General features: G+C 56.4%; 18 protein-coding genes and 1 pseudogene. 8 read left to right on the top strand and 11 right to left on the bottom strand.

Annotation, left to right across the window (positions count from 1 at the left end; all coding sequences use genetic code 11):
- Positions 1-169: 169 nt before the first annotated feature.
- From Q1L34_RS07985 to Q1L34_RS07970, 4 genes and pseudogenes are all read right to left on the bottom strand, one after another.
- Positions 170-409: a hypothetical protein gene (locus Q1L34_RS07985; protein ID WP_128620987.1), complete on the bottom strand. Its 240-nt coding sequence runs from the start codon at positions 407-409 to the stop codon at positions 170-172.
- 29 nt (positions 410-438) lie between these two features.
- Positions 439-924: a hypothetical protein gene (locus Q1L34_RS07980; protein ID WP_327204444.1), complete on the bottom strand. Its 486-nt coding sequence runs from the start codon at positions 922-924 to the stop codon at positions 439-441.
- 71 nt (positions 925-995) lie between these two features.
- Positions 996-1673, bottom strand: coding sequence for a hypothetical protein (locus tag Q1L34_RS07975; protein WP_327204443.1), 678 nt, complete (start codon positions 1671-1673; stop codon positions 996-998).
- 370 nt (positions 1674-2043) lie between these two features.
- Positions 2044-2405: pseudogene (locus tag Q1L34_RS07970) on the bottom strand (transposase); the annotation flags it as partial.
- A gap of 372 nt (positions 2406-2777) precedes the next feature.
- Between Q1L34_RS07970 and yegS the strand changes: the two are divergent.
- Entirely contained in the window at positions 2778-3671 is an 894-nt protein-coding gene (gene yegS, locus Q1L34_RS07965) for a lipid kinase YegS (protein ID WP_015583876.1), read from the top strand.
- 83 nt (positions 3672-3754) lie between these two features.
- On the opposite strand, the gene Q1L34_RS07960 is transcribed toward yegS, so the two are convergent.
- The 4 genes from Q1L34_RS07960 to dalD form a co-directional block, all read right to left on the bottom strand.
- Positions 3755-4417: an HAD family hydrolase gene (locus tag Q1L34_RS07960; RefSeq protein WP_182952300.1), complete on the bottom strand. Its 663-nt coding sequence runs from the start codon at positions 4415-4417 to the stop codon at positions 3755-3757.
- 52 nt (positions 4418-4469) lie between these two features.
- Complete coding sequence (locus tag Q1L34_RS07955; RefSeq protein ID WP_327204442.1) at positions 4470-5747, bottom strand: RbtT/DalT/CsbX family MFS transporter; 1278 nt, start codon at positions 5745-5747, stop codon at positions 4470-4472.
- A 69-nt stretch (positions 5748-5816) separates the two neighbouring features.
- Positions 5817-7280 carry a xylulokinase gene (gene xylB, locus Q1L34_RS07950; protein ID WP_015583873.1) on the bottom strand — a complete coding sequence of 488 codons (1464 nt, stop codon included), beginning with the start codon at positions 7278-7280 and terminating at the stop codon, positions 5817-5819.
- 9 nt (positions 7281-7289) lie between these two features.
- Positions 7290-8657, bottom strand: a complete 1368-nt coding sequence (dalD, locus tag Q1L34_RS07945; RefSeq protein WP_327204441.1) for a D-arabinitol 4-dehydrogenase — start codon at positions 8655-8657, stop codon at positions 7290-7292.
- Between the two features lie 268 nt (positions 8658-8925).
- On the opposite strand from dalD, the gene Q1L34_RS07940 reads away from it, so the two are divergent.
- Positions 8926-9867 carry a sugar-binding transcriptional regulator gene (locus Q1L34_RS07940; protein ID WP_032717927.1) on the top strand — a complete coding sequence of 314 codons (942 nt, stop codon included), beginning with the start codon at positions 8926-8928 and terminating at the stop codon, positions 9865-9867.
- A 32-nt stretch (positions 9868-9899) separates the two neighbouring features.
- On the opposite strand, the gene Q1L34_RS07935 is transcribed toward Q1L34_RS07940, so the two are convergent.
- The gene (locus Q1L34_RS07935) at positions 9900-10910 is read right to left on the bottom strand and encodes a LacI family DNA-binding transcriptional regulator (RefSeq protein WP_004864654.1); all 1011 of its coding nucleotides are present in this window, start codon (positions 10908-10910) and stop codon (positions 9900-9902) included.
- Positions 10911-11177: 267 nt separating this feature from the next.
- Between Q1L34_RS07935 and Q1L34_RS07930 the strand changes: the two genes are divergently transcribed.
- The 3 genes from Q1L34_RS07930 to Q1L34_RS07920 all read left to right on the top strand — a co-directional run bounded on the left by Q1L34_RS07930 (position 11178) and on the right by Q1L34_RS07920 (position 14937).
- A complete protein-coding gene (locus Q1L34_RS07930; RefSeq protein ID WP_004864656.1) occupies positions 11178-11927 on the top strand; it encodes an SDR family oxidoreductase in 750 nt (249 codons plus the stop codon).
- A gap of 32 nt (positions 11928-11959) precedes the next feature.
- Positions 11960-13567 (top strand): FGGY-family carbohydrate kinase, encoded by a 1608-nt coding sequence (locus Q1L34_RS07925; protein WP_015583869.1) that lies wholly within the window; start codon positions 11960-11962, stop codon positions 13565-13567.
- A gap of 92 nt (positions 13568-13659) precedes the next feature.
- A complete protein-coding gene (locus Q1L34_RS07920; RefSeq protein WP_015583868.1) occupies positions 13660-14937 on the top strand; it encodes an RbtT/DalT/CsbX family MFS transporter in 1278 nt (425 codons plus the stop codon).
- A gap of 242 nt (positions 14938-15179) precedes the next feature.
- On the opposite strand, the gene fbaB is transcribed toward Q1L34_RS07920, so the two are convergent.
- Complete coding sequence (gene fbaB / locus Q1L34_RS07915; protein ID WP_015583867.1) at positions 15180-16232, bottom strand: class I fructose-bisphosphate aldolase; 1053 nt, start codon at positions 16230-16232, stop codon at positions 15180-15182.
- A gap of 247 nt (positions 16233-16479) precedes the next feature.
- Between fbaB and Q1L34_RS07910 the strand changes: the two genes are divergently transcribed.
- Genes Q1L34_RS07910 through Q1L34_RS07900 form a run of 3 tightly spaced genes read left to right on the top strand, consistent with a single transcriptional unit; the run spans position 16480 to position 19720 of the window.
- Complete coding sequence (locus Q1L34_RS07910) at positions 16480-17757, top strand: nucleoside permease (protein WP_015583866.1); 1278 nt, start codon at positions 16480-16482, stop codon at positions 17755-17757.
- Positions 17754-18758, top strand: a complete 1005-nt coding sequence (locus Q1L34_RS07905) for an ADP-ribosylglycohydrolase family protein (RefSeq protein WP_015583865.1) — start codon at positions 17754-17756, stop codon at positions 18756-18758. Before Q1L34_RS07910 ends, Q1L34_RS07905 begins: the two co-directional genes overlap by 4 nt.
- Positions 18755-19720 (top strand): PfkB family carbohydrate kinase, encoded by a 966-nt coding sequence (locus Q1L34_RS07900; RefSeq protein ID WP_032717943.1) that lies wholly within the window; start codon positions 18755-18757, stop codon positions 19718-19720. Before Q1L34_RS07905 ends, Q1L34_RS07900 begins: the two co-directional genes overlap by 4 nt.
- Here Q1L34_RS07900 and Q1L34_RS07895 read toward each other — a convergent pair.
- Positions 19694-20440, bottom strand: a complete 747-nt coding sequence (locus Q1L34_RS07895; RefSeq protein WP_015583863.1) for a GntR family transcriptional regulator — start codon at positions 20438-20440, stop codon at positions 19694-19696. The genes Q1L34_RS07900 and Q1L34_RS07895 overlap by 27 nt on opposite strands.
- Between the last annotated feature and the right edge of the window lie 11 nt (positions 20441-20451).

The following is a 20451-nucleotide window of genomic DNA, read 5'->3' as shown; positions in this document are numbered from 1 at the left end:
GCGCCACTCAGCGTCAGAACCTGATTGAACTCCCGCCCATGCCTTTAATTCGAAAGTGGGTTATGCCAGCAATTTTACAATTGTTCGCTCAACTGCTGCTAATCAAGTGCTGGCATTAGACAGAATCACCTGAGAGCCAAGGCGAAATGGGAGTTAGATGACAGGGAACCTAGTCTTTTTCACTGGCGGTTCCATTTACACCACACAACCAATCAACTTCTCTTTTTTCACAGGAGCATGACCCTTGCCCGGTTACAACGCCACGCGTCTGAAGTCTCAAATTCGATTTCGCCATCTGACATGCATCTATCTGACTAACTCCATTACCAGTAGCCGAAATAGCAATATCCGTAGCTATTGCGTTGTATGAAAACAGTACAAAACAGGCAGTTACTATTTTATTTTTCATAATAACCTCATCAAGTGAATTTTTTGATATCAGAGGTGCAAGGCTTTTGAAAGCATATCTGCTACACGTCTTGCTTTATTCTCCGAATCGCATACGGCAATATAAGAATCCTGAGTATAGTCTCGTATAAATTTACCTGAACCATAAAAAAACAATTCCGAAACACATTGATTCTTTTTACATAAAACGTTAACAGAATAAAACCCATACAGGCTGGAATTTTTTATACTACTATCTTTTGAAACAGACACTTTCTTTATCCCTGATACTGTTGTGTAATAATTCAAGTCAAACGTATTACTACCATTGCGACTAGAAAATTTCTGTAGATATAATGCGATAACCCCGCCATTGCCTTCTATGTAAGACGTATTCGCCGTTTCATCATGTTGTTTCAAAATGACATCATTATTGCATAATATTAAAGCAGATTTCACTTCTTCGATATTAACTTTAGCGAAGCTTGTTGGTAATAAAAACACAAATAGTAAAAAATACAGAAAATAATATTTCATATCCCACCCATCTATATGTTTTTGAATATAAAATCTCAGTATTCTCTAATAATCATGCACTATACGTACACTCAGAATGTACACTGATGATGTCCCTCGTTAGCCCATTGATGAATCCCATCTGGCCCTTTTGGCGATGAAGGCTTCGGACAGGCGACCGAGGTATAAGTACTTCCCGGTTTTCCTTTGGTGACTGTCTCTCGCGAATTTGCGCCAACGCCAGCCATACAACCGGTAGTACAGTTATTCGCGTCAAACCACATGACCGTAACAGCAAAGCTGCAGCTATTAATCCAGAAATCAGCCAGAGAATTTGACATCGAATCACGAGTTAGACAATGATCTGCTCCTGGATATGATTTCACTGGCGAAATGGTTGGTTGCCTGGTGCTTGACTGCGATGTGGTTGATATTTTCGTATAAGTGGCATCAGTGGAAGAAGCGCTGCCAGAACCCGATAAGGGAGTTGCATTGTATGATGTGATCGTACTGGAATGTGATACTCCTGAAGCCGGTTTTTTATTAGCAACGCTGGAGACTGTATTATATCCAGTCTCAACATCGCTGGTTCCGCCGAGAGTAAAAACATCGTAAAGCATTGCAATCGGCAACGTCGCCACATACCAGGTTGCCACACCATAATTACCATTATCGATTTCTTTACCGGTTTCATTTATTGCTTTTTGCGTCGTACAGGACGTTATTGAAAGAAATAACAATGCTATTATTATTGCGCGAATGAATAACATAATCACCTCTTCTCTGAAACAGTATTAATTAATTTTAATAGGTAAGCAGCGAGGCCCTAAATCAGTCCCCCATATAATGATAAGTATAATGGAGGAAAAAATTTTATCACTCATTCATATGAATGAGTGATAAAAATAAATCAACTATGAATGGTCCGTATGAGAAGCATTAATTCAGACTGATTACGAGTATGTATTTTACGGATTACCTCTCTCATAATAAAATAATGCAGCATACTAACGGACTGTTAGAAACAACGGTCTCTGCAGTGCGGGTTTCCACTACTGAGAATCCAGCATGGCCATCAAAATTGCTTCCAGTAAGCTCAGTGATGCGCCCGGATAAATACACATCAGCCACCGGGCGCTACGCCTCATAGCGGCAAGTCGACTGGGACAAACCAGCCAAAGCTGCGACAGCCCCGTCGCTTCACACATCACTACAACAGCTTCCCGCTGGTGATCTGTCGTCAGTACTTTAAGCCCAACACACCTGTAATGCTTCCTTATCCAGCATGGCTTCCGTAAGCAACTTCTTGAAACGGGTGTTCTCATCTTCAAGCAACTTAAGGCGTTTTACTTCAGGTACTTCCATGCCACAAAACTTCTTACGCCAAGTGTAGAAGGTCGCGTCAGAAATAGCATACTTACGGCAAAACTCACGGGGGAAATACCAGTCTCGGCCTCACGGAGAATACTGATGATCTGTTCGTCAGAAAAACGCTTCTTCAGGGAATATCCTCACGTTGATAATGTAGACATTACTAACATCGTGGTGTGTTAATCAATAGGGAGAGCAGGTCAGGCTGCAGTGCTGTCAGCGCTTTATCAGTCGGTACATGAGAGAAACGGGATAACTTGTTCAATGACAGATGGTTATGACTGTTACCAGAATGCGCTGGCTGAGCGAGCAAACGGAATACAACATACCCGATAATATTCATCAGGCGTTTTGCAGACAAAAAACTGTCAACCTATAGCAGGACTAGTTGTCACCCGCTTTTTACGCCTTCTTTTCTCGCCGCCGTCCGGTTTTACAAAATGTCCATCCTCGCCTTCATGGGGTACACTTTCTGCATCTCGTACAAAAAGGAAGCCATAACTATGCCCGTGTTTCCAGCCAGCTTACTGATTCTCAATGGCAAAGGAGCTAACGAGCCGCAGTTGCGCGAAGCGATCGCGCTGTTGCGCGAGGAAGGTGTCGACATCCATGTCCGTGTGACCTGGGAAAAAGGCGATGCCGTCCGTTTTGTCGATGAAGCGCTGCAGCTTAAGGTGGGGACGGTGATTGCCGGCGGCGGCGATGGCACCATCAATGAGGTCGCCACGGCGCTGGTCCAACGTCAGAGCCAGGTGCCGCTCGGTATTCTGCCGCTGGGTACCGCCAATGATTTCGCCACCAGCGTCGGGATCCCGCAAGATCTCGCCAGCGCCCTGAAACTGGCGATCGTCGGCCGTGATATCGCCATAGACGTGGCGCGAGTGAATGACAAAACCGGCTTTATTAATATGGCAACCGGTGGCTTCGGCACCCGGATCACCACCGAAACGCCGGAAAAACTCAAAGCCGCGCTGGGCGGCGTCTCCTATCTGATTCATGGCCTGATGCGTATGGACACCCTGAAACCCGACCGCTGCGAAATCCGCGGCGAAAACTTTAGCTGGAGCGGAAACGCGCTGGTTATTGGTATCGGTAATGGTCGTCAGGCCGGTGGCGGTCAGCAGCTTTGCCCGCAGGCCCTGATTAACGATGGTCTGCTGCATTTGCGGGTTTTTACCGGCGAAGAGCTGCTCCCCGCGCTGTTTACTACCCTGGCGAACCCCGACAACTCCCCTAACCTGGTGGACGGCGTGTCATCGTGGTTTGAAATCACCGCGCCGCACGAGATGACCTTTAACCTCGATGGCGAGCCGCTGAGCGGTAAGCATTTCCGCATGGAAATTCTCCCGGGCGCCCTGCGCTGCCGCCTGCCGCCGGACTGCGCGCTGCTGAAATAATACCAGGTGGAAAGTGAGCGCAGAACGAAGAGATTAAAAGACCGTTTACATCTCCAGGGCTTCTGCGCTCACCGATAAGGTCGTTACCCGAGGGCCAGAGCAGGTTCAGAGCACGTCTGCAGCAGTTCCGGTAACGAGCGATGGCGGGCGACGGCGGCGGCAAAACGCGGATGCTGGCAGTCTGGCGCAATCACGACCGTGGCAATGCCCGCCGCCTGCGCCGCGCAAAAGCCATGAAAACTGTCCTCGATAACCAGACACTCCCCGGCGCTCAGCCCCAGCTTGCCCAGGGTCGAGAGGTAGACCGCCGGGTGCGGTTTGCCCCACGCCTCATCATCGGCGCTGGAAATCACATCAAAACAGGAGCGCAGAGAGAGCTTATCGAGTACCGCGGAAATCACCTGGTGAGATGAGGAGGTCGCCAGCGCAATCCGGTAACCCAGGCCACGAAAATGCGCCAATGTCTCGTTGACGCCGCTCATCGCCGCTCCTTTGGCGGTAATTAATCCAACGATGCGTTGTAAAATGAGCGCTTCCAGCTGCTGTGGCGCAATCGCCAGCCGGCAGTGCCGACACCACACGCGGGCAATATCGTCCAGTCGTTTACCTTTCGTCAGCGTTTCACACTCCTCCTCGCTGACCGTCGCCCCCCAGCTGGCCAGCGCCTCCCGTTGCGCCTGCCGCCACAGGGCTTCTGAATCAATAATCACCCCATCCATGTCAAAAATAACCGCTTTGATGCTCATCTTCTACCTCAAACCGGGCTGACGGGGCTCGCCTGTCAGCCCGGGAACTGTGTCAGGAAAACTCAACGCTTTTGCGCGCAGGCACAGGCTTCAGGGTAAAGCCCGGCTGCTCGACGCGAATATAGGCGCAGAGGAAAAAGGCCAGCACGTACAGCGCGGTGTACGCCACCACCACCCCAATCGTACTGAAGTACGGCAGCAGCACCACCGCAATCGCCGGCGCCAGGAAGTTGGACAGCCCCGCCGACAGGTTGTAGACCGAAATGGCCGCCCCTTTATGCTGCGGCTCCAGCGCCGGGAAGACCGCCGCCATCGGCACAAACGCCGCCACGAAAATCCCCAGCGCAATCGCCGGCACCAGCGCCATGGCAAAGTTATGCCCGAAATGCTGCGGGATGTAGTAAAACGCCAGACTCGACAGCGCCATCCCGATGCAGCCAAACCAGCGCACTACTTTCATCCAGCCCAGTTTCTCGCCGAGGATCCCCCACAGTACGTTGGAGAAAATGGTGGTGAAGAAGAAAGCCGCCCATACCTGGAGCCACTCGGAGGTGGTAAAGCCCAGCTCATCGACAAACATCAATGGCATGATCACCGCAAAGCCAAACAGCGACAGGGTGTTGATGATGCGCACCATGCTGGAAAGCAAAATATTACGGTTGGTGTAGAGCAGGGTGGCGGCGCGCCCCAGCTCGGCAAACTTCTCGCGGGTGGTGAGGTTCTGCATATGGCGCGGCGTCTGAATATGGCGCAGCGAGACCAGGGCGATAATGCCGCCGGTGATGCAGAACACCAGCGCCAGCCACAGGGTGCCCAGCTCGCCGATATGCGGGATGGTAAAGCTCGGGATATAGCTGCCGAACACGCCAATGCCGACCGAGTAAACCGCCCAGAACCAGCCCAGCGCCGAGCTGGCGCCGTCGCTTTTCACGTTGTGCACGATGGCGACGATAAAGGAGTAGAGGAACAGCGGGTAGGCAAAGCCGCGAATACCGTAGAACAGCAGGATCAGCGGGTAGTTGGCGTGGCCGAGGCCAAAAATCAGGAACAGCACGTGGAACACGCACCACAGCACAAAGCCGATCAGCATGGTTTTCTGCGGGGTGATGATCTCGGCGACCACGCCGGAGATCCACGCCGACAGGGCGGCGGCGAGGCCGTAGAGGGTAAAGGCGAAAGAAGCCTGGGCCGGGGTGAAACCCAGCTCCTTGATGTAGTGCGAGAGAAAAGCCAGCTCAAAGCCGTCGCCGGTCATAAACACGGCGATGGCGATGTATCCCCAGCTCAGATTCAGCGGCAGACCGAACCACTGTTTGCTATTCACGGACATAATGACCTCGTTTTCAGGGTGCAGGAAGACTCTCCGGTGCAACCACCGGAGGATTTTTTATTATTAAAATCAGTGATGTCGGTAATTCAGGTCGTTGAGATATAGCGCTTTAAATTGCGCATAGCGTTGCATCAGAATGTGATGGCGTTCAGGCGCGGCGCGCCAGGTCTGGTAGACCTCTGGTTTTTCGCAGACGGCAGCCAGCGGTTTCCCTGCCGCCAGACAGGCCAACCGCGCCGCCCCCAGCGCACCGCCGGTTTCGCCGCCTTTGTGGGTCACAACCGGCATAGCAAGAATATCCGCCAGCAGCTGCGCCCAGAACGGACTGCGGGCGCCGCCGCCGACCAGCGAACACTGTTCAATCCGCGTGCCGCTCTCTTTCAGTACCTGCAAGCCATCGTTGATACCGAAACTCACCCCCTCCAGCACCGCGTAACCCAGCTGGGCACGTAGGCTGGAATGGGTCATCCCCCAGAACATTCCGCGCGCGTCCGGATCGTTATGCGGCGTACGTTCCCCGGAAAGATAGGGCAGAAAGAACGGTGCGTTGGCTTTCTCTTCCTCGCTCAACTGGGCAATCTCTTCCAGCAGCGCCACTTCGGTGGTGCTGGTTAAACGGCAGAACCACTGCAGGCAGCTGGCGGCGCTGAGCATCACGCTCATCTGATGCCACAGGTTCGGTAAGACGTGGCAGAAGGCGTGCACCGCCGACTGCGGCGCCGGCCGATAGGCATCGGTCACCACGAACAACACCCCGGAAGTGCCCAGCGAGATAAATGCATCGCCCGGCGAGACCGCGCCGACGCCGATCGCGCTGACCGCGTTATCGCCACCGCCGCCGGCCACCACCACCGAGGGATTCAGTCCCCAGCGCGCGGCAACCTGCGGGTCCAGGGTGGCGGACACCTCGCAACCTTCAACCAGCGTCGGCATCTGACTGCGCGACAGGCCACACTTATCCAGCAGCGCATCGGACCAGTCGCGTTTCGCCACGTCCAGCCACAGCGTCCCGGCGGCATCCGACATATCGGAGATTTTTTTACCGGTCATTTTGTAGCGCAGATAATCCTTCGGCAGCATCACCGTTGCCGTGCGCTGAAAGTTTGCCGGCTCGTGACGGCGCACCCACAGCAGTTTTGGTGCGGTGAAGCCCGGCATCGCCAGGTTTCCGGCGACCTGATGCAGCTCAGGCGCCCTCTCCTCCAGCTCACGACACTCCTGGGCACAGCGCGTATCGTTCCACAAAATGGCCGGACGGATCACCTCCCCGCCGCTATCCAGCAGTACCGCCCCGTGCATCTGCCCGGAGAGGCCAACGGCCTTAATCGCGGACCAGTGATGGCCACATTTTTCCCGCAGCGTGGCGACCAGATATTCCGTGGCTTCCCACCACGCCTGCGGCGCCTGTTCTGACCAGTGCGGATGAGGCCGCTGAATAGTCAACGGCGCGCTATGGCTGGCGACAACCGCATTATTCTCATCAATAACCAGCGCTTTTACTTCCGAGGTGCCAAGATCGATGCCTAAGTACATAGCCCGCTCCTACTGAATCAGGGAATAGACGGCGGCAATCTTCTCGCGCATCAGCGCCAGGAAATCAGCCCGTTCAGCCAGGGAACCAAACAGCGCCCGATCTTTGGCATAAAGCGCAATCGGGTCGCTGGATTCAAACATTTCATGGACCGCCTGAGCATCGAGAATGCCATCCTGGTATTCGTAAGGCAGAGTGCCTTTGTGCCACTGTTCCATAAAGACAAAGAACAGCGCGGGCAGCATGGCCGTCGCCTCCGGGCGGGCGCCGCGCTGATAGCACTCCTGTAGGGTCGGGGCGATCATCGCCGGGATTTTTGAGAACCCATCCGCCGCAACCCGCTGGTTGGTGTCCTGAATATAGGGGTTGGTGAAGCGCTTAAGGACCACGTCGCGGTAGGTCGCCAGATCGATTCCGTTGTCGCCGAGGCACGGAATCACATCTTCGGTGACGTAGCGGTCGGCAATAGCGTAAATAAAATCGGTCAACGTGCTTTCGTGGATATAGCGTTGACCCATTAACGTACCGGCCCACGCGATACAGCTGTGCGACGCATTCAGAATGCGGATTTTAGCCTCTTCGTAAGGGATAACCGAGTCAACCATCTCCACGCCGACGGCCTCCAGGTTCGGACGCTCAGCGCGGAAATTATCTTCGACCACCCACTGAATAAAGGTCTCGCCCATCACCGGCGCTTTATCGTCAATACCGGTTTGCGCCTTGATGCGCTCCGGCAGATCGGCCGCTGGCCGCGGCGTGATGCGGTCCACCATGGTGTTCGGGCAGGTCGCATTCGCCGCCAGCCATGCTATTACCGCCCGCTTGCCGGTTAACTGGAGAAACTCCACCAGCCCGTCGTGAAAGCGCTCGCCGTTGTGGCGAACGTTATCGCAGTTGAGCAGCGTCAGCGGTCCGGCGTTATCCGCCATGCGTTTTTCCAGAATGCGTGCGATGGTGCCGTAGATGGTTTTGCAGCCCCCCTGCAGATCGTTAATTAAATCCGCATTGCTGGTCTCCAGCTTATGGCTGGTATTCAGGTAGTACCCCCCTTCCGTCACGGTAAAGGCGATAACTTTGGTCTGCGGGTTTGCCCCTTCGTCAATCAGCGGCTGCAGTCCGTTCTGCCACGGCAGCAGTTTTTGAATCGAGGCGATCTCTTCATATTCGCGCTCCCCTTCCGGGCTGACGGTTTCCAGAACGTAGCGCCCGTTCTGGGCGATAAGCGCCTCAACCACCTGCTCGGCATCCTGACGAATATTGCCCGCCGCGATATGCCAGCGCGTATCGCCGGATGCGATCAAACGATGCAGATACCACGCCTGGTGCGCACGATGAAATGAACCCAGACCGATGTGAAGCCATGTGAATTGCTGATTCATATTCTGATCTCCTTGAGTGATGGGACTCACTGTAGATGATCATTTGTTCCAAATAAGAGCCATAGATCACAAAAGAGCAATTACCCAATAAAATTACAAATGACCAAATAAGAGCAAAAGCTTGCCTGATTTAAAAACCGCGGCGAGAATGCGGCTATCACCTGAATCATTCGCCATGCAGACTCCTGACGCCAGAGACCGCGGGAACCCTTTATCGGATCGAATGAGGCCGGGCCTGTTTATGACCATACGCTTAAGGCAGGGAATCATGGGTAAAGAAGAAGATATCAGGCTGGATCAGAAGGTCCGCGCCGCATGGATGTACTATATTGCCGGTCTGAATCAAAGCGAGATCGCCAGCCAGCTGGGGACTTCAAGGCCGGTGGTACAGCGAATGATCGCCGCCGCTAAAGAAGAGGGAATCGTCTCGATCGGCCTTCACCATCCGGTGGCCAACTGCCTCGACTACGCGCAGCTGTTGCAGGAGAAATACCGGCTGGTCGACTGCAATATCGTTCCCGCGTGGAGCGAAGAGAGCACGCTGGACAGCGTCTCTTTCGGCTGTTACCAGCTGATGGCCCGCTATCTGCAGGATGATAAAGCGAAAATTATCGGCATCGGCTCCGGGCTGACGCTGAAAAAGACCATGCAGCGGATCGACTTCGACAGCCTGAATACGCGCTGCGTGGCGCTGATTAGCGCCATGGACGCCGACGGCCAGTGCAACTATTACGACGATGTTCCTCTGCTGCTGGCGCGAAAAATCCAGGCCAAATATTATCAATGGCCCGCGCCGCGCTACGCGCAAACCGTAGATGAACATGAAATGTGGTGCACCAGCCGCCTGTTCCGCAACGTCTCAGGCGTGGCGCAGCAGGCGGACGTGATTTTCGTCGGCATCGGCCCGCTTGGCACCAACAGCCCCATCTTTAAAGACGGCTTTATCAACCAGGCGCAGCTGGATGAGCTGACGGCCCAGGGCGGGATTGGCGAAATTCTCGGCCGCTTCATTGATGCCGACGGCGGCGTGGTGGAGAGTAATATCAACCGGATGATCACCAGCTACGATATTCGCCAGAATCAGTGCCCGCGCATTGCGGTGGCCTGCGGAGAATATAAACGTCCGGCGATTCTGGCGGCGCTGAAGGGGGGCTGGATCAATGGCCTGGTCACGGATGAGCACACCGCCCGCTGGCTGCTGACGCGCTAGCGGCAGGCCATGCCGCCGCCGCGCTCAACGACTCAGAGGTGTTCGCGGCTACCGATCAGCAGCGGCGGGATCTCGACCAGCTGTTGGCGGGCCTCGCCGGCATCAATAATGCTGAACACCGCCTCCAGCATCGCCGGGACATTCTGCTGCACCATATCGATGTCGTGACCGAGAAGATAGACAAACGGGTCCCAGTCGAAGCAGCCCATCGGCGGCTGCTCGGTGCCGGTTAATCCCAGCTGCGCCAGCCATCTGACCACTCCTTCCAGCGAAATCGTCGAGTTGACGAAGAGCCCCTGCAGATGTTCCTCCGGGGTACTGAACCGGGCCTGCATACAGGCCTCGACTTTGCCCTTTGAATAACCGGGAGCCAGCACGTTCTCATCGGGAACGCTCAGGCCCCGCGCCTGGTGCGCGTCGCGAAAGCCGCGCAGACGTTCGAGGGTATTGTGGTCGCTGCTGCGCCCGCCGACGAAGGTCAGCGGCGCCAGCCTGCCGTGACGCCTGGCGCTGTTGTCGAGGATCTTATCCGTCAACGCTCGGGCGCCGGCGTAGTTGTCCGAAATGACCGACGGCGCAAGCGTCCCCGGCAGATCGAGATTCACGGTAGGCACCCCCGCCTGCTGACAAAGCTCGGTAATTTTATCCGGGTTCGTCGCCCCGGTCGCTACCACCCAATCCACCTGCCAGGAGAGCATCGCCTTCACCGCTTCGATCTCCAGCTCAGGGCGACGACGGGTACAGGTGATAATCGGCAGCAGACCGCGCTCACGCGCCATCTCTTCAAAGCTTTCCGCAACGGAGCCGAAGTAACGGTTGTCGTATTTGGGAACAATCATGCCGATCACATGCGATTTTTTACTGCGCAGCATGCTGGCCTGGCGGTTTATCGCGTAGCCCTGCTCTTCAGCAATCCGCGTCACCTTTTCCGCAAGTTTGGCGCTGATACGCCGTTTTTTCCAGTTGCCATTGAGGATTGCACTGACCGCGCTGGCCGAAACGCCGGACAATTCCGCCAGATCGTAGATAGTGATTTTTTTCATTTTCCCAACTTGCGTCACAAATTCATTTCGCTGTTAATTTCCCCACTTGCTCAATCGATGAAGCTGGCGCAACATTAGCTTCATCGATTGAGCAACCATTATGCTCCATGGCGAATGACGTTATTCATCGCTCAGTTTTCAGCGCATATTTATAAATAACGCTTTGATTCAACACCTTAACAATTTTTCATGCATAACATCAACGCTGGCCCATGCTTATCGAGGACCAGATCGACTGACCAAACAGACTCAATGAAGGATTATAAAATGAACCACTCTGTATCCTCTATGAATACTTCTCTCAATGGTAAAGTCGCCGCCGTCACCGGTGCGGCATCCGGTATCGGCCTCGAATGCGCCAGAACCCTGCTCGCGGCGGGCGCCAAAGTGGTGCTGATCGACCGGGAAGGCGAAAAACTCACTAAGATTGTGGCTGAACTCGGCGAAAACGCCTTCGCGCTGCAGGTGGATTTAATGCAGGCCGATCAGGTCGATAATATTCTGGCCGGCATTCTCAATCTCACCGGGCGACTGGATATTTTCCATGCTAATGCCGGCGCCTACATCGGCGGACCGGTGGCCGAAGGCGACCCGGACGTCTGGGATCGCGTCCTGCATCTCAATACCAACGCCGCCTTCCGCTGCGTGCGCAGCGTACTCCCGCACATGATTGCGCAAAAGTCCGGTGACATCATCTTTACCAGCTCCATCGCCGGCGTCGTGCCGGTCATCTGGGAACCGATTTACACCGCCTCAAAATTCGCCGTACAGGCCTTTGTACACACCACCCGCCGCCAGGTTTCGCAGCACGGCGTGCGCGTCGGTGCCGTCTTACCGGGCCCGGTAGTAACCGCCCTGCTTGACGACTGGCCGAAAGAAAAAATGGAAGAGGCGCTGGCCAACGGCAGCCTGATGCAGCCGATTGAAGTCGCGGAGTCGGTGCTGTTTATGGTAACGCGCTCGAAAAACGTGACCGTACGCGATCTCGTTATCCTGCCTAACAGCGTCGATCTGTGATTATTTAACCCGGGAGGCTTAAGGACGGCTTTATGAATAACGATACCCAAACCATTATTGGCGTTGATGTCGGCTCCGGCAGCGTGCGCGCCGGCATCTTCAACCTTCAGGGCAAGCTGCTTGCCCATGCCACGCGGGAAATCACCCTGTTTCGCAGCGCGGGAAACCAGGTGGAACAATCCAGCCGCCAGATTTGGCAGGCGGTCTGCGAGTGTATTAAAACCGCCGTGGCGCACTCCGGCATGCCGCCGGAGTCGGTCGCCGGGATTGGTTTTGACGCCACCTGTTCGTTAGTCGTGGTTGGTGAAAACGGAGAGCCGCTGGCGGTCGGGCCTTCCGACGATCCGGACCGCAACATCATCGTCTGGATGGATCACCGCGCCATCGGCCAGGCGGAGCAGATTAACACCACCGGACATGCCGTATTGCAGTATGTCGGCGGCAGGATTTCGCCGGAGATGGAAACGCCGAAAATCCTCTGGCTCAAGGAGAACCGCCCGCATATCTATGAGCAGGCGCGCCACTTTTTCGACCTGGCCGATTACCTGACCTGGCGCGCCACCGGCGACTTAGCTCGTTCGGTGTGTACCGTCACCTGCAAATGGACCTACCTGGCCCATGAGCAGCGCTGGGATGCCGGCTACTTCCGGCAGATTGGTCTGGGAGATCTGGCCGAAGATAACTTTGCGCGCATTGGCCAGCGTATTGTCGACCCGGGAACGCCGTGCGGTCAGGGCCTTTGCGCAGAAGTGGCGCACGAGATGGGCCTGCCGGTCGGTACCCCTGTAGCGGTGGGCATGATTGATGCCCACGCCGGCGGTATCGGCACCGTGGGGGTTCTCAACGGCGCGGTCAGCAACATGGCCTATGTTTTCGGCACCTCCTCCTGCACCATGACTACCACCCCAGACGCCGTCTTCGTGCCCGGCGTCTGGGGGCCTTACTACTCTGCCATGGTACCGGGCCTGTGGCTGAGCGAAGGCGGGCAAAGCGCGGCAGGCGCCGCCATCGACCAGCTGTTAAGTTTCCATCCTGCGGCGGCGCAGGCACGCGAGCTGGCACAGGAAGCGGGCGTACCGCTGCCGGTCTATCTCGCCGATCGGGTGCTGGCCCAGGTGGCGACCCCTTCCGAGGCCGCCGGACTCGCCGCCGGACTGCACGTGGTGCCGGAGTTCTTAGGTAACCGCGCGCCGCTGGCGGACCCGGATGCCAAAGCGGTCATTGCCGGATTGGGCATGGAGCGCGATCTGGATAATCTGCTGGCGCTCTACGTCGCGGGATTATGCGGTATCGGCTACGGCCTGCGGCAGATTGTTGACGCGCAAAAGGCCTGCGGGATTAACAGCGAGAATATCGTCATCAGCGGCGGCGCAGGGCAGCATCCGCTGGTGCGCCAGCTGCTGGCCGATGCCTGCGGTATGACGATTGTCAGCACCGAATGCAGCGAACCGGTGCTGTTAGGTTCGGCCATTCTGGGCGCCGTGGCCGGCCGGGTTTCCGCCTCGCTGCCGGAAGCGATGAAGCAATTCACCCGGGTAGATAAAACCTACCGCTGTACGACGCAATATCAAGCGCTTCATCAGCGTCGCTACGAAGCTTACCTGGCGTTGCAACAGGCCGCCCGGCTGATTCGGGAGTAGCGTCCCGAGGCTCTGCCCCACTCTTTTAATAATAAAAAAACCTCCGGTGACGACACCGGAGTGTCTTCCTGTACCCTGAAAACGAGGTCATTATGTCCGTGAATAGCAAACAGTGGTTCGGTCTGCCGCTGAATCTGATCTGGGGATACATCGCCATCGCCGTGTTTATGACCGGCGACGGCTTTGAGCTGGCTTTTCTCTCGCACTACATCAAGGAGCTGGGTTTCACCCCGGCCCAGGCTTCTTTCGCCTTTACCCTCTACGGCCTCGCCGCCGCCCTGTCGGCGTGGATCTCCGGCGTGGTCGCCGAGATCATCACCCCGCAGAAAACCATGCTGATCGGCTTTGTGCTGTGGTGCGTGTTCCACGTGCTGTTCCTGATTTTTGGCCTCGGCCACGCCAACTACCCGCTGATCCTGCTGTTCTACGGTATTCGCGGCTTTGCCTACCCGCTGTTCCTCTACTCCTTTATCGTCGCCATCGTGCACAACGTGAAAAGCGACAGCGCCAGCTCGGCGCTGGGCTGGTTCTGGGCGGTCTACTCGGTCGGCATTGGCGTCTTCGGCAGCTATATCCCGAGCTTTACCATCCCGCATATCGGCGAGCTGGGCACCCTGTGGCTGGCGCTGGTGTTCTGCATCACCGGCGGCATTATCGCCCTGGTCTCGCTGCGCCACATTCAGACGCCGCGCCATATGCAGAACCTCACCACCCGCGAGAAGTTTGCCGAGCTGGGGCGCGCCGCCACCCTGCTCTACACCAACCGTAATATTTTGCTTTCCAGCATGGTGCGCATCATCAACACCCTGTCGCTGTTTGGCTTTGCGGTGATCATGCCATTGATGTTTGTCGATGAGCTGGGCTTTACCACCTCCGAGTGGCTCCAGGTGTGGGCGGCTTTCTTCTTCACCACCATTTTCTCTAACGTTTTCTGGGGGATCGTGGCGGAGAAGATGGGCTGGATGAAGGTGATTCGCTGGTTTGGCTGTATCGGGATGGCGCTGTCGAGTCTGGCGTTTTACTACATCCCGCAGCATTTCGGGCATAACTTTGCCATGGCGCTGGTGCCGGCGATTGCGCTGGGGATTTTCGTGGCGGCGTTTGTGCCGATGGCGGCGGTCTTCCCGGCGCTGGAGCCGCAGCATAAAGGGGCGGCCATTTCGGTCTACAACCTGTCGGCGGGGCTGTCCAACTTCCTGGCGCCGGCGATTGCGGTGGTGCTGCTGCCGTACTTCAGTACGATTGGGGTGGTGGTGGCGTACACCGCGCTGTATGTGCTGGCCTTTTTCCTCTGCGCCTATATTCGCGTCGAGCAGCCGGGCGTGACCCGCCCCTCCGTCGCCGTCGCGCTGAAAACGAGCGTCTCCTGAGCATAAAAACCCCTTCCCGACAGAGAGTAATGCCGATCGTTTACGGGTCGGCTGACCGATCCGGCAAAGGTGTAAGAATCCGTCACCTCACAGAGATTGGCGGTTTTTTATGCGGCGCTGTCAGGTTTTCAACACGTCTGCAGGCGAGGCTGTCCTCGCCGGTGATAAAGCAAAAAAAATGCTGGTCACCTTAAGTGGCCAGCATGACGCCCGACAGAGCGATTTTTTTACCGCATTCAGGATCAGGCGATCGTCACTTTGCCATCGAGGTAAACATCCTGTACGGCGTTGATCAGCTTCACGCCGTCGCTCATCGATTTTTTAAACGCTTTACGACCGAGAATCAGCCCCATCCCGCCCGCACGCTTATTGATGACCGCCGTACGTACGGCATCCGACAGGTCAGTTTCACCGCCCGCCGCGCCGCCGGAGTTAATCAACCCGGCGCGTCCCATATAGCAGTTCGCCAGCTGATAACGGACCAGATCGATAGGATTCTCCGAGGTCAGCTTGCTATAGACGCGATCGTCAGTGTAACCAAAGTTCACCGCCTTATAGCCGCCGTTATTTTCCGCCATTTTCTGCTTCACGATATCAGCGCCAATGGTGGCCGCCAGATGGTTAGCCTGCCCGGTTAAATCGGCCGACACATGATAATCGACGCCATCTTTCTTAAACGCCGGGTTACGCAGATAGGCCCACAGCACGGTCACCAGCCCCAGTTCATGCGCGCGTTCAAACGCCGCGGAGATCTCTTCAATCTGCCGACGCGACTCTTCGGAACCGAAGTAGATCGTCGCGCCCACCGCCACCGCCCCCATATTAAAGGCCTGCTCAACGCTGGCGTACAGCGTCTGGTCGAAGGTATTCGGGTAACTCAGCGTCTCGTTATGATTTAGCTTCACCAGGAAGGGAATGCGGTGCGCATACCGACGCGATACCGAGGCCAGTACGCCATAGGTGGACGCTACGCAGTTACAACCGGCTTCGATAGCCAGTTCGACGATATTTTTCGGATCAAAGTAGAGCGGGTTGGCGGCAAAAGAGGCGCCCGCCGAGTGTTCCACGCCCTGGTCTACCGGCAGGATGGAAAGGTATCCGGTTCCGGCCAGGCGCCCCGTATTGTACAGGGTCTGCATATTACGCAGCACCGCCGGCGGACGATTGTTATCCACCATGACCCGGTCAACGTAATCCGCCCCCGGCAGATAAAGCTGGTCGGCTGGAATGGTCATACAACGGTGCTGTAAAAGGCTGTCGGCATCTTTGCCAAGCAACTGCGTAATATCAGTCATAGCTATGCTCCCGTAAGTGCCGGCCGCAGCCGGCATGTATTATCCTGACCCACTTATTTGGGCAGGTTAAGCCTGGTACCGTCTTAGCATATTTTCCAGCCGGAATCGCACTTTTCAGCCATTTCAGCTGGCACGATTCAGGGACAAAAAGTGTTAGCCTGCTCAAACAATCCGCTCAAAGGTATTTTAAAGGTATTATCAAGTGGTATCTTAAAGGCGTACCCTACCTGTCATGAAGGATCTAAAGATGAAAACTACAGCAAAGCTGTCGTTCATGATGTTCGTTGAATGGTTTATCTGGGGGGCCTGGTTTGTCCCTCTCTGGCTGTGGCTGAGTAAAAGCGGCTTCAGCGCCGGTGAAATCGGCTGGTCCTACGCCTGTACCGCCATCGCCGCGATTCTTTCGCCGATCCTGGTGGGATCGCTGACCGACCGCTTCTTTTCCGCACAGAGAGTGCTGGCGGTGCTGATGTTCGCCGGGGCGATATTGATGTACTTCGCCGCGCAGCAGACGACCTTCGGCGGCTTCTTCCCGCTCCTGCTCGCCTACTCGCTAACCTACATGCCGACCATTGCGCTGACCAACAGCATCGCCTTTTCTAACGTGGCGGACGTTGAGCGCGATTTCCCGCGGATTCGGGTGATGGGGACGATCGGCTGGATCGGCTCCGGGCTGGTATGCGGATTTTTACCGCAGATGTTCGGTCTGAGCGACATTTCGCCCACCAATGTCCCGCTGCTGATTGCCGCCGGCAGCTCTGCGCTGCTCGGCGTCTTTGCCCTGTTCCTGCCGGACACGCCGCCGAAAAGCCGTGGAAAACTGGACCTGAAAGTGATGCTGGGGCTGGATGCGTTAATCCTGCTGCGCGATAAAAACTTCCTCGTCTTTTTCTTCTGCTCTTTTCTGTTTGCCATGCCGCTGGCCTTCTATTACATCTTCGCCAACGGCTACCTCACCGAAGCCGGCATGAAGCACGCCACCGGATGGATGACCCTCGGCCAGTTCTCTGAAATCTTCTTTATGCTGGCTCTGCCGTTCTTTACTAAACGGTTTGGTATTAAAAAGGTTCTGTTACTTGGTCTGATCACCGCCGCCATTCGCTATGGCTTTTTTGTCTTCGGCGGCGCGGAGAACTATTTCACCTATACGCTGATGTTCCTCGGCATTCTGCTGCACGGCGTCAGCTACGATTTTTACTACGTTACCGCCTATATCTACGTTGATAAGAAGGCGCCGGTATCGATGCGTAATGCGGCCCAGGGGTTAATTACGCTCTGCTGCCAGGGCTTTGGCAGCCTGCTCGGTTACCGCCTCGGCGGCGTGATGATGGAAAAAATGTTCGCCTACCCGCAACCCGTCAACGGGCTCACCTTCAACTGGGCGGGCATGTGGACGTTCGGCGCCATCATGATTGCGATTATCGCCGTGCTGTTCATGGTGTTTTTCCGGGAATCGGACAAAGAAATTACGACCATCGACGTCGATACAGAAAATGCTGAGCTTAAACAAGGGGAAGTGAAATGAAAGCAGAACGTATTCTCGGTGCTCTTTACGGGCAGGCGTTAGGGGATGCGATGGGCATGCCGTCAGAGCTATGGCCACGATCGCGGGTGAAAGCCCATTTTGGCTGGATCGACCGCTTCCTGCCGGGCCCGGCGGAGAATAACGCCGCCTGCTACTTTGCCGAGGCGGAATTTACCGATGACACCTCGATGGCCCTGTGCCTCGCTGACGCCATTATCGAATGCGACGGGCAGATCGTCCCGGATGTCATTGGCCGACATATTCTGCGTTGGGCAGAAGGCTTTGATGCATTTAATAAAAACGTCTTAGGACCGACATCGAAAATTGCTCTCAACGCGATTCGCAACGGCAAACCGGTAAGCGAACTGGACAATAACGGCGTGACCAACGGCGCGGCGATGCGCGCCTCGCCGCTGGGCTGCCTGCTGCCGGGCGACAATCTTGATGCATTTATCAGCGACGTGGCCGCGGCCTCCAGCCCGACGCATAAATCGGATTTAGCCATCGCCGGCGCGACGGTTATCGCCTGGGCAATCTCCCGCGCCGTTGACGGCGCCGGCTGGCCAGCGATTGTTGACGCCCTGCCGGCCGTGGCGCGCCACGCGCAGGAACAGAAGACCACAACCTTTAGCGCCTCGCTGGCGCTGCGTATTGAGCTGGCGTTACGCACCGTACGCCAGGCAGATGGCCTCGAGTCCGCCAGCGAGCAGCTTTATCAGCTGATTGGCGCCGGAACCAGCACCATTGAATCCGTCCCGTGCGCGATAGCGATGGTGGAACTGGCCGGTACCGACCCTAACCGCTGCGCCATTCTCTGCGCCAATCTGGGCGGCGATACCGATACCATCGGGGCCATGGCGACGGCGATTTGCGGCGCGTTACACGGGGTTTCCGCCATCGATAGCGCTTTCAAGGCACGCCTGGACGAGGTCAATAAGCTGGACTTCACGCGCTACGCCGATGCCCTGATGCACTATCGTCAGCAGCGGGAGGCCGAATGAATGCCCAACAGTTAACGGATAAACTGGCCACGCTGAAGGCGCAACGTCCGGTCACCGTCCTCGGCGCCGCGGTGATTGACGTGATCGCCGACGCCTATGCTCTGCCCTGGCGCGGATGTGATATCGAACTGCAGCAACAGAGCGTCAATGTCGGCGGCTGCGCGTTAAACATCGCCGTGACCTTAAAAAGGCTGGGGATCGATGCACAAAATGCGCTGCCGATTGGCCAGGGCGTGTGGGCGGAAATTATCCGCCAGCGCCTCGCCAAAGAGGGGTTAACCAGCGTCATCAGCCAGGCAGACGGCGACAATGGCTGGTGCCTGGCGCTGGTAGAGCCGGACGGCGAGCGGACCTTTATGTCCTTCAGCGGTGTGGAAAATCAGTGGTGTGATGCGTGGCTCGAACGCGTGCATGCCCCCTCCGGCAGCCTGGTCTATCTTTCCGGCTATCAGCTGGCATCCGCCAGCGGCGAACGACTGGTCTCCTGGCTGGAACGGCAGCCGCAGGTAAGCGCCTTTATCGACTTTGGCCCGCGGATTGCCGATATTCCCGAAACGCTGATGACGCGTCTGATGGCCCTGAAGCCACTGGTTTCCGTCAACCGCCAGGAAGCCGTCATCGCGGCTGAAGCGCACGGATTTTCGCCCGAGGTCAGCGCATTTGGCGCCGCCTGGCTGAAGAAATATGCCGCACCGCTGATTGTGCGTCTGGATAAAGAAGGCGCCTGCTATTTCAGCCCGCAGGAGAGCGGTCTCGCCGCCCCTTTCCCGACCACGGTCGTCGATACGATCGGCGCCGGGGACAGTCACGCCGGCGGTACGCTTGCCGGGCTGGCCGCCGGCTGGAGTCTGGGGGAGGCGGTGACGCTGGGGAATGCCGTTGCGGCCTGGGTCGTGGGCCATCGGGGCGGCGATTGCGCCCCGCACCGCGAAGCGCTACTCCTCGCACACAAAAACGTATAGATCGCTGCGGCAGTAGCTGATGCTGTATTCAATGGGGTGCTGGTACTGATCGAGGGCAACCTGCTTGATCACCAGCACCGGGATGGCGCTGTCCATCTTAATATGCGACTGAAATTCGGCGTCCGGCATCCGGGCGCTGACGCGCGAGCGGGTCCGCTGCGGCAGAATCTGCTGGCTGCGAAAGTAGTCATACAGCGAGACGCTGATCGCATCGACGTCATGGATCAGATGCGCAGGCACCCAGGACTCTTCGAGCGAGACCGCGTCCTCATCAACATACCGAATGCGTTTGAGCATAAACACATCGCTGCCCACCGCGATTGCCAGCTGGCGGGCAACCTCCTCCGGACATTTGACAACGCGTTTATTCACCCACAGCGTATCCGGCTTCTTGCCGCGTAAAACCACCTGCTGAGTAAAGCCGCGCGCTTCTTTCAGCGAATATTCAAAGATATTGTTGATCTGCGTCCCGTAACCCCGCGAGCGGGTCACCACGCCTTCGTCTTCCAGCAGCTGGAGCGCTTTGCGGACGGTGATGCGCGACACGCCGGTCAGTTGGCTGAGATCGCGTTCACCGGGAAGAATATTGCCATTTTCCAGCCAGCCGCTGCGCACGGCATCCTTAATCGTGTCGGCAAACTTCAGATAGAGCGGCGCGTTATCCGACGCCGCAATCCGTTCAACAAGCTGGCTAATTAACCGGGTATGCGCCTGTTCCATTTATCTTTTCC

This window comes from Klebsiella ornithinolytica, from assembly GCF_030505655.1.
GTDB classification, from domain to species: Bacteria; Pseudomonadota; Gammaproteobacteria; order Enterobacterales; family Enterobacteriaceae; genus Klebsiella; species Klebsiella ornithinolytica.
The sequence above is the reverse complement of the archived record's forward strand: the minus strand, read 5'-3'. Positions and strand labels throughout refer to the sequence as shown.

Coding starts and splice junctions, on each gene's coding strand:
- Q1L34_RS07905 (WP_015583865.1), top strand. CDS start 17,754: ATGAAAGCAGAACGTATTCTCGGTGCTCTTTACGGGCAGGCGTTAGGG.
- Q1L34_RS07975 (WP_327204443.1), bottom strand. CDS start 1,673: ATGTTATTCATTCGCGCAATAATAATAGCATTGTTATTTCTTTCAATA.
- Q1L34_RS07920 (WP_015583868.1), top strand. CDS start 13,660: ATGTCCGTGAATAGCAAACAGTGGTTCGGTCTGCCGCTGAATCTGATC.
- Q1L34_RS07985 (WP_128620987.1), bottom strand. CDS start 409: ATGAAAAATAAAATAGTAACTGCCTGTTTTGTACTGTTTTCATACAAC.
- Q1L34_RS07955 (WP_327204442.1), bottom strand. CDS start 5,747: ATGTCCGTGAATAGCAAACAGTGGTTCGGTCTGCCGCTGAATCTGAGC.
- xylB (WP_015583873.1), bottom strand. CDS start 7,280: ATGTACTTAGGCATCGATCTTGGCACCTCGGAAGTAAAAGCGCTGGTT.
- Q1L34_RS07940 (WP_032717927.1), top strand. CDS start 8,926: ATGGGTAAAGAAGAAGATATCAGGCTGGATCAGAAGGTCCGCGCCGCA.
- yegS (WP_015583876.1), top strand. CDS start 2,778: ATGCCCGTGTTTCCAGCCAGCTTACTGATTCTCAATGGCAAAGGAGCT.
- Q1L34_RS07910 (WP_015583866.1), top strand. CDS start 16,480: ATGAAAACTACAGCAAAGCTGTCGTTCATGATGTTCGTTGAATGGTTT.
- dalD (WP_327204441.1), bottom strand. CDS start 8,657: ATGAATCAGCAATTCACATGGCTTCACATCGGTCTGGGTTCATTTCAT.
- Q1L34_RS07980 (WP_327204444.1), bottom strand. CDS start 924: ATGAAATATTATTTTCTGTATTTTTTACTATTTGTGTTTTTATTACCA.
- Q1L34_RS07895 (WP_015583863.1), bottom strand. CDS start 20,440: ATGGAACAGGCGCATACCCGGTTAATTAGCCAGCTTGTTGAACGGATT.
- fbaB (WP_015583867.1), bottom strand. CDS start 16,232: ATGACTGATATTACGCAGTTGCTTGGCAAAGATGCCGACAGCCTTTTA.
- Q1L34_RS07935 (WP_004864654.1), bottom strand. CDS start 10,910: ATGAAAAAAATCACTATCTACGATCTGGCGGAATTGTCCGGCGTTTCG.
- Q1L34_RS07925 (WP_015583869.1), top strand. CDS start 11,960: ATGAATAACGATACCCAAACCATTATTGGCGTTGATGTCGGCTCCGGC.
- Q1L34_RS07930 (WP_004864656.1), top strand. CDS start 11,178: ATGAACCACTCTGTATCCTCTATGAATACTTCTCTCAATGGTAAAGTC.
- Q1L34_RS07900 (WP_032717943.1), top strand. CDS start 18,755: ATGAATGCCCAACAGTTAACGGATAAACTGGCCACGCTGAAGGCGCAA.
- Q1L34_RS07960 (WP_182952300.1), bottom strand. CDS start 4,417: ATGAGCATCAAAGCGGTTATTTTTGACATGGATGGGGTGATTATTGAT.